Origin of the sequence: Pseudomonas sp. 10(2024), from assembly GCF_045164175.1 — a bacterium.
GTDB lineage: Bacteria > Pseudomonadota > Gammaproteobacteria > Pseudomonadales > Pseudomonadaceae > Aquipseudomonas > Aquipseudomonas alloputida.
In genome coordinates this window covers 1,208,276-1,221,288 of record NZ_CP174006.1, presented here as the reverse complement: position 1 = coordinate 1,221,288, position 13,013 = coordinate 1,208,276, and the positions used below count along the sequence as shown (strand labels likewise).

The window sequence follows — 13,013 nt, the reverse complement described above, 5'->3', positions numbered from 1 at the left end:
TCTGAGGGGAAATCCCGATGAATTACAACTGGGACTGGGGCGTGTTCTTCAAGTCCACCGGCGTGGGCAGCGAAACCTATCTGGACTGGTACATCACCGGCCTGGGCTGGACCATCGCCATCGCCATCACCGCCTGGATCATCGCGCTGCTGCTGGGGTCGCTCCTCGGTGTCATGCGTACCGTACCGAACCGCCTGGTATCGGGTATCGCCACCGCCTACGTGGAACTGTTCCGCAACGTGCCACTGCTGGTGCAACTGTTCATCTGGTACTTCCTGGTACCGGACCTGCTGCCAGAAGGCTTGCAGGAATGGTTCAAGCAGGACCTCAACCCGACCACTTCGGCGCTGATCAGCGTGGTCATCTGCCTGGGCCTGTTCACCGCCGCGCGCGTCTGTGAGCAAGTGCGTACCGGTATCCAGGCGCTGCCCAAAGGCCAGGAAGCTGCCGCCCGCGCCATGGGCTTCAGCCTCCCGCAGATCTACAACAATGTGCTACTGCCGCAAGCCTACCGGATCATCATTCCGCCGCTCACCTCCGAGTTCCTCAACGTATTCAAGAACTCCTCGGTGGCGTCGCTGATCGGCCTGATGGAGCTGCTGGCGCAGACCAAACAGACCGCAGAGTTTTCCGCCAACCTGTTCGAGGCGTTCACTTTGGCCACGCTGATCTACTTCACCCTGAACATGGGCCTGATGCTGCTCATGCGCATGGTCGAGAAGAAAGTCGCCGTGCCTGGCCTGATTTCCGTGGGGGGCAAGTAAATGGAAATGGATTTCAGCGAAATCATCCCCGCCCTGCCTGCCCTCTGGGAGGGCATGGTCATGACCCTCAAACTGATGGTCATGGGAGTCATCGGCGGTATCGTGCTGGGCACCATCCTGGCACTGATGCGCCTGTCGTCGAGCAAACTGCTGTCGAACCTGGCCGGCGCCTACGTCAACTACTTCCGCTCGATCCCGCTGCTGCTGGTGATCACCTGGTTCTACCTGGCGGTACCGTTCGTGCTGCGCTGGATCACCGGCGAAGATACCCCGGTGGGTGCCTTCACCTCCTGCGTGGTCGCCTTCATGATGTTCGAGGCCGCGTATTTCTGCGAAATCGTCCGCGCCGGTGTGCAGTCGATCTCCAAGGGCCAGATGGGCGCCGCACAAGCGCTGGGCATGAACTACGCGCAGACCATGCGCCTGATCATCCTGCCCCAGGCCTTCCGCAAGATGACCCCGCTGCTGCTGCAGCAGAGCATCATCCTGTTCCAGGACACCTCGCTGGTATACACCGTGGGCCTGGTCGACTTCCTCAACTCGGCACGCTCCAACGGCGACATCATCGGGCGCTCCCATGAGTTCCTGATCTTCGCCGGCGTCGTCTACTTCCTCATCAGCTTCTCCGCTTCGTGGCTGGTCAAGCGCCTGCAAAAAAGGATCACCGTATGATTTCCATCAAGAACGTCAACAAGTGGTACGGCGACTTCCAGGTACTGACCGACTGCAGCACCGAGGTCAAGAAAGGTGAGGTGGTGGTGGTCTGTGGCCCGTCGGGCTCGGGCAAGTCCACCCTGATCAAGTGCGTCAACGCGCTGGAGCCGTTCCAGAAGGGCGACATCGTGGTCGATGGCACTTCGATTGCCGACCCGAAGACCAACCTGCCCAAGCTGCGCTCGCGCGTGGGCATGGTGTTCCAGCACTTCGAGCTGTTCCCGCACCTGACCATCACCGAGAACCTGACCATTGCCCAGCGCAAGGTACTGGGCCGCAGCGAGGCGGAAGCCACCAAGAAGGGCCTGGCGCTGCTCGACCGTGTAGGCCTCAGTGCCCATGCCAAGAAACACCCCGGCCAGCTCTCCGGTGGCCAGCAGCAGCGCGTGGCAATCGCCCGCGCCCTGGCGATGGACCCGATCGTCATGCTGTTCGACGAACCTACCTCCGCACTGGACCCGGAAATGGTCAGCGAGGTACTGGACGTGATGGTGCAACTGGCCCACGAAGGCATGACCATGATGTGCGTAACCCACGAGATGGGCTTTGCCCGCAAAGTCGCCAACCGGGTCATCTTCATGGACAAGGGCAGCATCATCGAAGACTGCACCAAGGAAGAGTTCTTCGGTGACCAGAGCGCCCGCGACCAGCGCACCCAGCACTTCCTCAGCAAGATCCTGCAGCACTGACCCGGCCACAGCTTCCGCTGCCAGGGACCCACCAGGCAGCGGAAGCTGGTCGTAACAAGGCCACTGTGATGAAATGCGATCCCTCGCTACTTCGCCCTGCCAAGCCTGCCGTGAATTCCCGCCTGATCCGTCAATTGCTGTTACCACCACTGATCATCCTGCTGATGGTCGGCCTGGGAATGGCTGGCTACCTGATCAGCGAGAGCAATGGTATCCGCACCCTCAGCGAAAACGGCGAACGCCAGCTGGAGCTGCACGCACGCACGGTCGAAAGCGAAATCAGCAAGTACACCTACTTGCCGAGCCTGCTGGAGCTGGAAGACAGCGTCTCGCACCTGCTCAACGACCCGGACGGCGCCTCACGCCAGACGGTCAACGAATACCTTGAAGGCCTGAACCGTCGCAGTCGCAGTCGGGCCATCTTCGTCCTCGACACCAATGGCCGGGTACAGGCCACCAGCAACTGGCGCGATGCCGACTCGTTCCTGGGTGAAGACCTGTCGTTCCGCGCCTACTTCCAGACTGCCGTGCGCGGCGAGCCAGGGCGGTTCTACGGCATCGGCAGTACCACGGGCGAGGCCGGCTATTACCTGGCCCATGGGCTTGAGGAGCACGGCAAGATCATAGGCGTTGCGGTGATCAAGGTGCGCCTGGACACCCTCGAGGAGCGCTGGCAGCGTGCCCGCCTGGAGGCGTTCGTCAGTGACGAGAATGGCATCATCATTCTCTCCAGCGACCCGGCCCGGCGCCTCAAGTCGGTGCGCCCGCTGACCCCGCAAATCAAGGAGCGCCTGGCGCGAAGCCTGCAGTACTACTGGTGGCCGCTGAACGAATTGCAGCCCCTGGCCCGGGAAACCCTGGCCGATGGTGTGGAAAAACTGACCTTCCCGGCCAACACCGAAACCGCTCATGGCAAACCGCACGAAGTGGCGTACCTGGCACAAACCAGGCGCCTGGTCGACACACCCTGGCATTTCACCCTGCTGACCCCACTGCAGGACCTGCGTCGCGAATCCATGGTGCAGGGCATTCTGGTGGGCGTTGCCTTTGCCTTGCTGGCGATCCTCGGCATTGCCTGGAACGAGCGGCGCAAAGTGATCGCCACCCGCCTGGCGGCCCGTGAAGCCCTTGAAGAGGCCAACAGCCAGCTGGAGCGACGGATTGCCGAACGCACCGCCGACCTGCGCGCCAGCAACGAACGCCTCAAGGGCCAGATTCGCGAGCGCCGGCATGCCGAGCAGACCTTGCGCCACGCCCAGGATGAGCTGGTACAGGCAGGTAAGCTGGCCGCCATCGGGCAGATGTCCACCAGCATTGCCCACGAGCTGAACCAGCCACTGGCTGCACTGCGCACCCTTTCTGGCAATACAGTGCGCTTCCTCGAGCGCGGGGCGCTGGAAACCGCCAGCACCAACCTGCGCACCATGAATGACCTGATCGACCGCATGGGCCGCATCACCGCCAGCCTGCGCTCGTTCGCCCGGCGCGGCGATGACAGCGGCCAGGCTTCACTGGCCAAGGCAGTAGAGGCCACCCTGCAGGTGCTGGCCAACCGCATCAGTGCCTGTCATTTGCAATTGCACCACCAGTTCGAGGACCAGCAACTGGCTATCGACCAGACCCGCCTGGAGCAGATTCTGGTCAACCTGATCGGGAATGCCCTTGACGCCATGGCCGCGCAACCGCAGCCTGAGCTATGGCTGGAAGGTGAGTTGCAGGGTGACAAGTACCGTTTGCAGGTGCGCGACAACGGCCACGGTATCGACCCCGAAGCGCGCAAGCACCTGTTCGAACCTTTCTTTACCACCAAACCGGGCGAGCATGGCCTGGGCCTGGGCCTGACCCTGTCGGCGAGCCTTGCCGCCGCCGCCAAGGGAAGCCTAAACGTCGAGCATCCCGTCACCGGCGGCACGGCCTTTGTCCTGGCCCTGCCTCTGGTTTCACCCCCTAGCGAATCGGCAGAGCATCCATGAACCAAGCGCCTCTTACCGTCCTGATCGTCGAAGACGACCCGCATGTGCTGCTCGGCTGCCAGCAGGCGCTGGCCCTGGAGGATATCGCCTGCGAGGGCGTAGGCAGCGCCGAACAGGCGTTGGAACGCATCGGCGACGATTTCGCCGGCATTGTCGTCAGCGACATCCGCCTGCCGGGTATTGATGGCCTGGAGCTGCTCAATCGCCTCAAGGCCCGTGACCGCAGCCTGCCGGTGGTGCTGATCACTGGCCATGGCGATATCGACATGGCCGTTGGCGCCATGCGTAACGGCGCCTACGACTTCATGGAAAAACCGTTCTCCCCCGAGCGCCTGGTCGACGTGGTACGCCGCGCGCTGGAACAGCGCGGGCTTTCACGCGAAGTGGTGGCCCTGCGCCGCCAGCTGGCCGAACAGAGCAGCCTGGAGGGACGCATCATTGGCCGCTCACCGGCCATGGAGCACTTGCGCGAACTGATCGCCAACGTCGCCGACACCTCAGCCAACGTGCTGATCGAAGGCGAGACCGGCACCGGCAAAGAGCTGGTCGCACGCTGCCTGCACGACTTCAGCCGCCGCCAGAGCCACCCGTTCGTGGCGCTGAACTGTGGAGGCCTGCCGGAAAACCTGTTTGAAAGCGAGATATTCGGCCACGAGGCCAACGCCTTCACCGGTGCCGGCAAACGCCGCATCGGCAAGATCGAACACGCCAATGGCGGCACGCTGTTCCTCGATGAAGTGGAGAGCATGCCGATCAACCTGCAGATCAAGCTGCTGCGCGTGCTGCAGGAGCGCACCTTGGAACGATTGGGCTCGAACCAGAGCATCCCGGTGGATTGCCGGGTGATCGCCGCGACAAAGGCCGACCTCGATGCCTTGGGCCAGAGCGGCCAGTTCCGCAGCGACCTGTATTACCGGTTGAACGTGGTCACCCTGGAGCTGCCGCCGCTGCGTGAGCGCCGTGAAGACATCCTGCAGTTGTTCGAACATTTCCTGCAGCAGTCGGCCCTGCGCTTCGACCGCGAAACACCGACACTGGACAGCCAGACCCTGTCGCGCCTGATGGCCCACGACTGGCCAGGCAACGTGCGCGAGTTGCGCAACGTGGCCGAACGCTATGCCCTCGGCCTGCCAGCGTTCAAGAAAGGCCCCAGCGGTGGTGCCAACCAAGGCCTGCTTTTTGCCGAGGCGGTGGAAGCATTCGAACGCAACCTGCTCACTGATGCCCTGCAACGCACGGGTGGCAACCTGAGCCAGGCCAGCCAGGAACTGGGCATGGCCAAGACCACGCTGTTCGACAAAGTGAAAAAATACGGCCTCGCCTGACTGAACCCAAACTGGAAAACAACGTGGACCTGGTATTCAAAGCGGCCCTGGGCGCAGGCGTGGTGCTATTGCTGGCGGTGCTGTCGAAAACGCGCAACTACTACATCGCAGGGCTGGTGCCGCTGTTCCCCACCTTCGCCCTGATTGCCCACTACATCGTCGGCAAGGGGCGCAGCATTGCCGACCTGAAGACCACCATCCTGTTTGGCATGTGGTCGATCATTCCGTATTTCGTGTACCTGGCAACCCTGTATGTACTGGTCGACCGCTTGCGCCTCGAGGCTTCGATGGCGCTGGCCACGGTGGCCTGGCTGATCGCCGCGACCGTGCTGGTGACTTTGTGGGTGCGGATGCACTGAGCGAAATCGGCACTGGCTGCTTCGCGGGCTCGCCCGCTCCCAGGGTCTCCACAATGTCTGAGATCGGTGCAGCACCTGTGGGAGCGGGCAAGCCCGCGAAGCAGCCAGCGCGGATTCAGAGCCCTGCGATGTGCGTGACCTCTTGCCTATGCGCCTGCAAATAAGGCAACACCGCCCCCAGTAACGGCGCCTTGAACGGCTCCTGGAAACGGTGCGCCAGCCCCGGGATCAAGCGCAACTGGCTGCCCCGGATATGCGCCGCCAGGTGCACGCCATGCATCACCGGCAATAACGGATCAGCCGTGCCGTGTACCACCAGGGTCGGCACTCGCAACTGGTTGAGCAACTCGACGCGGCTCGGCTCGGCCAGTATCGCCATGATCTGGCGCTTGGCCCCGTCAGGGTTGAACGCCCGGTCGTAGGCCTGCGCCGCCTGGTGCAGCAACACCTCGCGGTCGTCCCGTACCTCAGGGCTGCCCAAGGCCGCCAGCAGGTCGGCCTGCTGCTCGATTGCCACTTCACGGTTCGGTGCGCTGCGCCGGGCCAGCAACTGCACCAGCGCCGGGTCCGGCGCCGGCAGCCCCGCCGCCCCTGAACTGGACATGACCAGCGTCAGGCTGCGCACACGCTCGGGCGCCATCGCCGCCAGGTGCTGGGCAATCATGCCGCCCATGCTCACCCCCAATACATGAAACTGGCGCACGCCCAACGCGTCCATCAGGCGCAAGCCGTCATCGGCCATATCAGTCAGCGTGTAGGGCGCCGACACGGGCAGGCCCAGCTTGTAACGCAACAGTTCGAGCGTCAGGTTGGCGTGCGGTGGCACCTGGTTCCAGCGTGACAGGCCGACATCGCGGTTGTCATAGCGGATCACCCGAAAACCTTGGCGGCACAATGCTTCGACCACGTCGTCTGGCCAATGAATCAGCTGCCCGCCCAAGCCCATGACCAGCAGCAAGGCCGGGTCGCGTGGCGCACCGACGCTCTGGTACACCAGGCTGACGGCACCGAGTTCGGCACGCTGCACCGGCACCTGGGCGTCACAGCGCTGTTCGGCGAAACTCGCCGGTGCGCTGAACAGAAAGAAAAGAAAAAACCAAAAAGCCCGCATGAAAGAAACACCAGAATGCAGATCCCCAGTAGAGCGCGAGTCTGATGAATTCTGTTCGGGCGCGCTGCCACAGTTCGGTGACAGTTTCATGACTCCCGCCAGGCGGTGCGACGATCGCCCAGTCGACAGATGTAGCATCATGAGAGAAACTCAACTCATTACCTGGTTCCTCTATTCCATACCCCGGAGTTATCTGTGCTGGAGATCCGTCACCTGAAAACCCTTCATGCCCTGCGCGAGGCCGACAGCCTGGTGGAGGCCGCCGAACGCCTGCACCTGACCCAGTCGGCGTTGTCGCACCAGTTCAAGGAGCTTGAAGAGCGCCTGGGCCTCCCGATTTTCGTGCGCAAGACCAAGCCGATCCGCTTCACCAGCGCCGGGCTGCGTCTGCTGCAACTGGCTGATGCCACCCTGCCGTTGCTGCGCAGTGCCGAACGTGACATCGCACGCCTGGCCGGAGGCACTGCCGGACGCCTGCACATGGCTATCGAATGCCACAGTTGCTTCCAGTGGCTGATGCCGACCATCGACCAGTTCCGTGATGCCTGGCCGGAAGTGGAACTGGACCTGGCCTCGGGCTTTGCCTTCGCCCCGCTGCCGGCCCTGGCCCGCGGCGACCTTGACCTGGTGGTGACCTCCGACCCGGTGGACCTGGCAGGCATCACTTATGTGCCGCTGTTCACCTACGAGGCGATGCTGGCAGTGGCCAACCAGCACCCGCTGGCCAGCAAGCCTTACATCGTGCCGCAAGACTTGCTCGACCAGACGCTGATCACCTACCCGGTGGAGCGCGATCGCCTGGACATCTTCACCCGCTTCCTGGAGCCGGCCGATATCGAGCCAGCCGCCGTGCGTACCTCGGAGCTGACGGTGATGATGATGCAACTGGTGGCCAGCGGCCGTGGTGTATGCGGCATGCCGCATTGGGCGCTGCACGAGTACAGCTCGCGCGGCTATGTGAAGGGCAAACGCCTGGGTGAGAAAGGCCTGTTTGCCACGCTTTATGCCGCCGTACGCACCGACATGCTCGATGCCCCGTACATGCGCGACTTTTTGCTGACGGCCAAGGACACCTCGTTCGCCACCCTCGACGGTGTCAGCGCGGTGCGTTGAGCGCCTGGCGATACAGCGGCAGAATCAAGTCGCGGGTCAGGGGAGCCAGTGGCATGACGGGTGCCTGATCTGCAGCCAGCCAGATCACCTCCTCGATCTCTGCGGCCGGCACCACGGCAGCGGCGCTGTCGACACGGAACAGCTCGGCTTGCACTTCGAAGCCTGGCTCGTTGGCGGCGGGGGCACTGAACTGGCCCAGGTGCATGGCCTGAGCCGGGTCGATGCGCAGGCCCAGTTCCTCCTGCAACTCGCGCACCAGCGCCTGTACCGGCGTTTCACCGGCATCGATCTTGCCGCCTGGCTGCATGAAAGCCTCGGTGCCACGCTTGCGCACCAGCAGCGTGCGGCCCTGAGGGTCGATCAGCAGGGCGGCGGCGATGCGGATGATGTTGGGCATGGGGTGGGCTCGCTGAATAAAATGACCCGCGAGGATCCCATGAGGTCATTGGCCTGACAAGGCCGGTTATTCCTGTACCGGCCTGGCAGACGAGCGGCCCCTTGCCAACCTGTTGCACACCCTCCATAAACAACACATGAACCTGCCCGCCAAACACCACCCGGTGCTCGAGCTGTTCCACCCTGCCGTCAGCACCTGGTTCCGCCGCCACTTCGCCACGGTCACCGATGCCCAGGCTCAGGCCTGGCCGTTGATCCACGCCGGGCAATCCATGCTGCTGGCCGCGCCAACGGGCTCAGGCAAGACCCTGAGCGCTTTTCTGGCCGTGCTTGATGAGCTGCTGCGTGAAGGCATGAAGCACGAGGGCGAACTGCCCGCACAGACCCTGGTGATCTACGTTTCACCTCTGAAGGCCCTGTCCAATGACATTCGTCTGAACCTGCAGGCCCCGCTCGAAGGCATCAGCCAAGCCATTGCAGAGCAAGGCCTGAGCGCCCCGCGCATCACCACGGCAGTACGCACCGGCGATACACCGCAGAAGGAACGCGCCGCCATGCGCAAGCTGGCCCCGCACATTCTGGTGACGACCCCCGAATCGCTTTACGTGCTGATGGGCTCGGCTTCTGGCCGTGAAGGCCTGGCCCATGTGCACACGGTAATCGTCGACGAAATCCATGCCTTGGCCGGTAACAAGCGTGGCGCCCATCTGGCCCTGACCTTGGAACGCCTGCAAGCCTTGTGCAAAAAGCCACTGCGGCGTATCGGCCTGTCCGCTACCCAACGCCCGGTCGAACGGGTGGCACAGTTTCTGGTGGGTAGCGGGCGTCCCTGCGCCATTGTCGATATCGGCCATGCCCGCAAGCGTGACCTGGCCATCGAAGTGCCGCCGGTACCGCTGGGGGCGGTGATGGCCACCGATGTCTGGGGCCTGGTGTATGACCGCTTGGCCACACTTGCCCGCGAACACCGCACCACGCTGGTATTCGTCAACACCCGGCGCCTGGCCGAACGTATCACCCGCCACCTCAGCGACCGGCTGGGCAAGGAGGCGGTTGCCGCACACCATGGCAGCCTGTCCAAAGCGCTGCGCCTGGATGCGGAGCAGCGGCTCAAGAGCGGCCAGCTCCAGGTGCTGGTAGCGACCGCATCGCTGGAGCTTGGCATTGATATTGGCGATATCGACCTGGTCTGCCAGATCGCCTCGCCGGGCTCGATTGCCGCCTTCCTGCAACGGGTTGGCCGCGCTGGACACCAGGTCGATGGTGTGCCGAAGGGGCGCCTGTTCCCCACCTCACGCGATGACCTGATCGAATGCGTTGCCTTGCTTGACTGCGTTCGACAGGGCGAACTGGACGCACTGCACATCCCCCGGGCACCGCTGGATGTGCTGGCCCAGCAGATCGTCGCAGAAGCCAGCAACCAGGCCTGGCACGAACAGGAACTGCTGGATTGCCTGCGCCAGGCCACACCTTACGCCGAGCTTGACCAGCACCATTACCAGGCCCTGCTGCGCATGCTCGCCGAGGGCTACAACGGCCGCCAGGGTGTGCGCAGTGCCTACTTGCACCGTGACGCAGTGAGCGGCACGCTGCGTGGCCGACGTGGCAGCCAGCTGACCGCGCTGACCAGCGGCGGCACCATCCCCGACAACGCCGACTACGCCGTGTTGCTGGAGCCGCAGGCGCTGAACATCGGCAGCGTCAATGAAGACTTTGCCGTGGAAAGCATTGCTGGCGATATTTTCCAGCTGGGCAACGCCTCCTATCGCATTCTGCGCGTCGAGCCGGGCCGGGTGCGGGTAGAGGATGCTCATGGCCTGCCACCGACCATTCCGTTCTGGCTGGGTGAAGCGCCGGGGCGCAGTGACGAGCTGTCTGCCGCCGTGGCCCGGCTGCAGGCGCGAATCGACCAGCAACTGGCGCTGGCAGGCGGCGACATGGTGGAGGTACTGGCCTGGTTGCAGGCGACCTTCGAACTGGACGAAGCTTGTGCGGGCCAGTTGCTCGACTACCTGGCCCGCACCCGTGAAGTGCTTGGCGCCCTGCCCTCGCAGGATACGCTGGTGATGGAACGTTTTTTCGATGAGTCCGGCGGGACCCAACTGATCATTCATTCACCCTACGGTAGCCGCATCAACCGCGCCTGGGGCCTGGCCCTGCGCAAGCGCTTCTGCCGCACCTTCAACTTCGAATTGCAGGCTGCCGCCAGCGAGGACGCCATCGTGCTGTCACTGTCGACCAGCCACAGTTTCGAGCTGGACGAAGTGTGGCGTTACCTGAACAGCCGCAGCGCCGAGCCGATTCTCATCCAGGCCCTGCTCGATGCACCGCTGTTTGGCGTGCGCTGGCGCTGGAATGCAGGCGTGGCCATGGCACTGCCGCGCTTTGTGGGCGGACGCAAGGTGGCGCCACAAATCCAGCGCATGAAGAGTGAGGACCTGGTTGCCGCCGTGTTCCCCGACCAGATCGCCTGCCTGGAGAACATCGCCGGCGAGCGGCAGATTCCCGACCATCCGCTGGTCGAGCAAACCCTCGACGACTGCCTGCACGAGGCGATGGACAGCGAAGGCTGGCTGGCCCTGCTGCGGCGCATGGAAAGCGGTGCAGTGCGCTTGCTGTGCCGGGATTTGCCCGCCCCCTCGCCGCTGGCATCAGCGATTCTCAACGCCCGGCCTTATGCCTTTCTGGACGATGCGCCACTGGAAGAACGACGTACCCAGGCGGTACTCAACCGGCGCTGGAACGACGTGCACAGTAGCGACGACCTGGGCGCGCTGGACGCTGATGCCATTGCTGCCGTCGCGGCCGAGGCCTGGCCACAGCCGGCCAATCCCGACGAAATGCACGAAGCATTGATGAGCCTGGGTGCCATCGGTCAGGTCGAGGTAGATGCCAACCCCTGCTGGGATTTGCTGCTAAGGCAGCTGGCCAAGGCCGGGCGTGCCTTGCGCCTGCCCGATGACAAGCTCTGGTTGGCCCGCGAACGCCTGAACCTGCTGCTGGCACTGTACCCCACAGCGCACAGGGAGCCAGCGCTCGAACGGCTCGCTGGCTTCGACCAGCCCATCGAGCCCGACCACGCACTGAGCGAACTGCTGCGCGCCCGCCTGAGCGGCCATGGCCCACAGACCCTGGCGCAGATCGCTGCGCCATTGGGCAAACCGGTAACCGATATCGAGCAGGCTCTGGCCCGCCTGGAAGCCGAAGGCTATGTGCTGCGCGGGCACTTCAGCCCAGGTGCAACTGACCTGCAATGGTGCGAACGCCACTTGCTGGCGCGCATCCACCGCTACACGGTCAAACGCCTGCGCCGCGAGATCGAACCGGTCAGCCTGCAAGACTTCATGCGCTTTCTGTTCGATTGGCAGCACCTGGCGCCAGACGAGCGCCTGCGTGGTCCGCCGGCGGTGGCCGAAGTGCTGGGCCAGTTACAAGGGTTCCCCAGCGCCGCAGCGGCCTGGGAGGCGGAACTGCTGCCGGCGCGTATCAAAGACTACAGTCCGCACTGGCTCGACGAAGCCTGCCGAAGCGGCCAGTTTGCCTGGAGCCGGCTGGCGGCAACAGTGGCGAGCAGCACGTTGACCAGTACCCCACTGGTGTTGCTGCCGCGGGACCAGTTGAACACGTGGCGCAGCCTGGCGCCCGCACCTGCTGTCGACGCCCTTGGCCTACGTGCGCAACGTGTGCACGAAGCGCTGAAAACCCAGGGTGCGCTGTTCTTCGATGAACTGGCACATGAGGCACACCTGCTGCCCAGTGAACTGGAAACTGCACTGCAGGAGCTGGTGGGCTCGGGCCTGGCCGGGGCGGACAGTTTCACTGGCTTGCGCAGCCTGATCACGCCTGCAACCAAGCGCAGCTCACGTAACAGCCGCCGAGGGCACCCGCCGCTTTCCAGCAGCATGGCGCATGCCGGACGTTGGGCCCTGCTGCGCCGCAGCGATGCGCCCCCGGATCACGACCAGCGCCTGGAGCACATTGCCCGCACGCTGCTGCGCCGCTATGGCGTGATCTGCTGGCGGCTGTTGGCGCGCGAGAGTGATGTACTGCCGCCCTGGCGTGAGCTGCTGCGCTGCTATCACCGATTGGAAGCGCGTGGCGAGATCCGGGGCGGGCGCTTCATTGCCGGGCTGGCCGGTGAACAGTTCGCCTTGCCTGAGGCGGTAGTATTGCTGCGGCAAGTGAGACGACGTGAACCGGACGGAACGCTGCAGGTGGTGAGCGCCGGTGACCCGCTGAACCTGATCGGCTCGTTGCTGCCTGGGGCGAAAGTGCCGGCAGTGATTGGCAACCGGCTTCTGTATCGCGACGGGATACCGGTGGCGGTGCGGATGGCCGGGCGTTACGCGTATCTGGTCGAGGCGTCCGCACAGGAGCAGGAAAGCTGGCGGCAGAAACTGCTGCGCGCCCCCCTGTAGGAGCGGGTTCACCCGCGAATACGGTAGCGGCGGCAACGGTGAACGGCGGGTGAAATTGGCCAGCAGGCCCGGCCCTTTCGCGGGTAAACCCGCTCCTACACGACGGCCTGTGCCCAATCATCAATGTGTGCCCACCCCCGATTGCGTTGCA

General features: G+C 63.9%; 10 protein-coding genes. 8 read left to right on the top strand and 2 right to left on the bottom strand.

Going from position 1 to position 13,013, the window contains the following annotated elements:
• Positions 1-17 precede the first annotated feature (17 nt).
• From ACI7M0_RS05475 to ACI7M0_RS05450, 6 genes are all read left to right on the top strand, one after another.
• Positions 18-764, top strand: a complete 747-nt coding sequence (locus ACI7M0_RS05475) for an amino acid ABC transporter permease (protein ID WP_010952242.1) — start codon at positions 18-20, stop codon at positions 762-764.
• Complete coding sequence (locus tag ACI7M0_RS05470; RefSeq protein ID WP_012051387.1) at positions 765-1,436, top strand: amino acid ABC transporter permease; 672 nt, start codon at positions 765-767, stop codon at positions 1,434-1,436.
• Positions 1,433-2,167, top strand: a complete 735-nt coding sequence (locus ACI7M0_RS05465) for an amino acid ABC transporter ATP-binding protein (protein ID WP_012273899.1) — start codon at positions 1,433-1,435, stop codon at positions 2,165-2,167. Before ACI7M0_RS05470 ends, ACI7M0_RS05465 begins: the two co-directional genes overlap by 4 nt.
• Before the next feature lie 68 nt (positions 2,168-2,235).
• Positions 2,236-4,140, top strand: coding sequence for an ATP-binding protein (locus ACI7M0_RS05460; protein ID WP_020190712.1), 1,905 nt, complete (start codon positions 2,236-2,238; stop codon positions 4,138-4,140).
• 47 nt (positions 4,141-4,187) lie between these two features.
• Complete coding sequence (locus tag ACI7M0_RS05455; RefSeq protein ID WP_230678104.1) at positions 4,188-5,465, top strand: sigma-54 dependent transcriptional regulator; 1,278 nt, start codon at positions 4,188-4,190, stop codon at positions 5,463-5,465.
• Positions 5,466-5,488: 23 nt separating this feature from the next.
• Positions 5,489-5,824, top strand: a complete 336-nt coding sequence (locus ACI7M0_RS05450; RefSeq protein WP_016498198.1) for a GlpM family protein — start codon at positions 5,489-5,491, stop codon at positions 5,822-5,824.
• A 115-nt stretch (positions 5,825-5,939) separates the two neighbouring features.
• Here ACI7M0_RS05450 and ACI7M0_RS05445 read toward each other — a convergent pair whose 3' ends face one another.
• The gene (locus ACI7M0_RS05445; protein WP_129932347.1) at positions 5,940-6,935 is read right to left on the bottom strand and encodes an alpha/beta fold hydrolase; all 996 of its coding nucleotides are present in this window, start codon (positions 6,933-6,935) and stop codon (positions 5,940-5,942) included.
• Positions 6,936-7,130: 195 nt separating this feature from the next.
• Here ACI7M0_RS05445 and metR point away from each other — a divergent pair, with 195 nt between their 5' ends.
• A complete protein-coding gene (gene metR / locus ACI7M0_RS05440) occupies positions 7,131-8,048 on the top strand; it encodes a transcriptional regulator MetR (RefSeq protein WP_003254981.1) in 918 nt (305 codons plus the stop codon).
• Here the strand turns inward: metR and ACI7M0_RS05435 are convergent.
• Complete coding sequence (locus ACI7M0_RS05435; RefSeq protein ID WP_129932348.1) at positions 8,032-8,445, bottom strand: NUDIX domain-containing protein; 414 nt, start codon at positions 8,443-8,445, stop codon at positions 8,032-8,034. The two genes, metR and ACI7M0_RS05435, sit on opposite strands and share 17 nt — an antisense overlap.
• Positions 8,446-8,581: 136 nt before the next feature.
• Between ACI7M0_RS05435 and ACI7M0_RS05430 the strand changes: the two genes are divergently transcribed.
• Entirely contained in the window at positions 8,582-12,862 is a 4,281-nt protein-coding gene (locus tag ACI7M0_RS05430) for a DEAD/DEAH box helicase (RefSeq protein ID WP_129932349.1), read from the top strand.
• Positions 12,863-13,013 lie beyond the last annotated feature (151 nt).

Coding starts and splice junctions, on each gene's coding strand:
- ACI7M0_RS05465 (WP_012273899.1), top strand. CDS start 1,433: ATGATTTCCATCAAGAACGTCAACAAGTGGTACGGCGACTTCCAGGTA.
- ACI7M0_RS05445 (WP_129932347.1), bottom strand. CDS start 6,935: ATGCGGGCTTTTTGGTTTTTTCTTTTCTTTCTGTTCAGCGCACCGGCG.
- ACI7M0_RS05430 (WP_129932349.1), top strand. CDS start 8,582: ATGAACCTGCCCGCCAAACACCACCCGGTGCTCGAGCTGTTCCACCCT.
- ACI7M0_RS05470 (WP_012051387.1), top strand. CDS start 765: ATGGAAATGGATTTCAGCGAAATCATCCCCGCCCTGCCTGCCCTCTGG.
- ACI7M0_RS05475 (WP_010952242.1), top strand. CDS start 18: ATGAATTACAACTGGGACTGGGGCGTGTTCTTCAAGTCCACCGGCGTG.
- ACI7M0_RS05460 (WP_020190712.1), top strand. CDS start 2,236: ATGAAATGCGATCCCTCGCTACTTCGCCCTGCCAAGCCTGCCGTGAAT.
- ACI7M0_RS05435 (WP_129932348.1), bottom strand. CDS start 8,445: ATGCCCAACATCATCCGCATCGCCGCCGCCCTGCTGATCGACCCTCAG.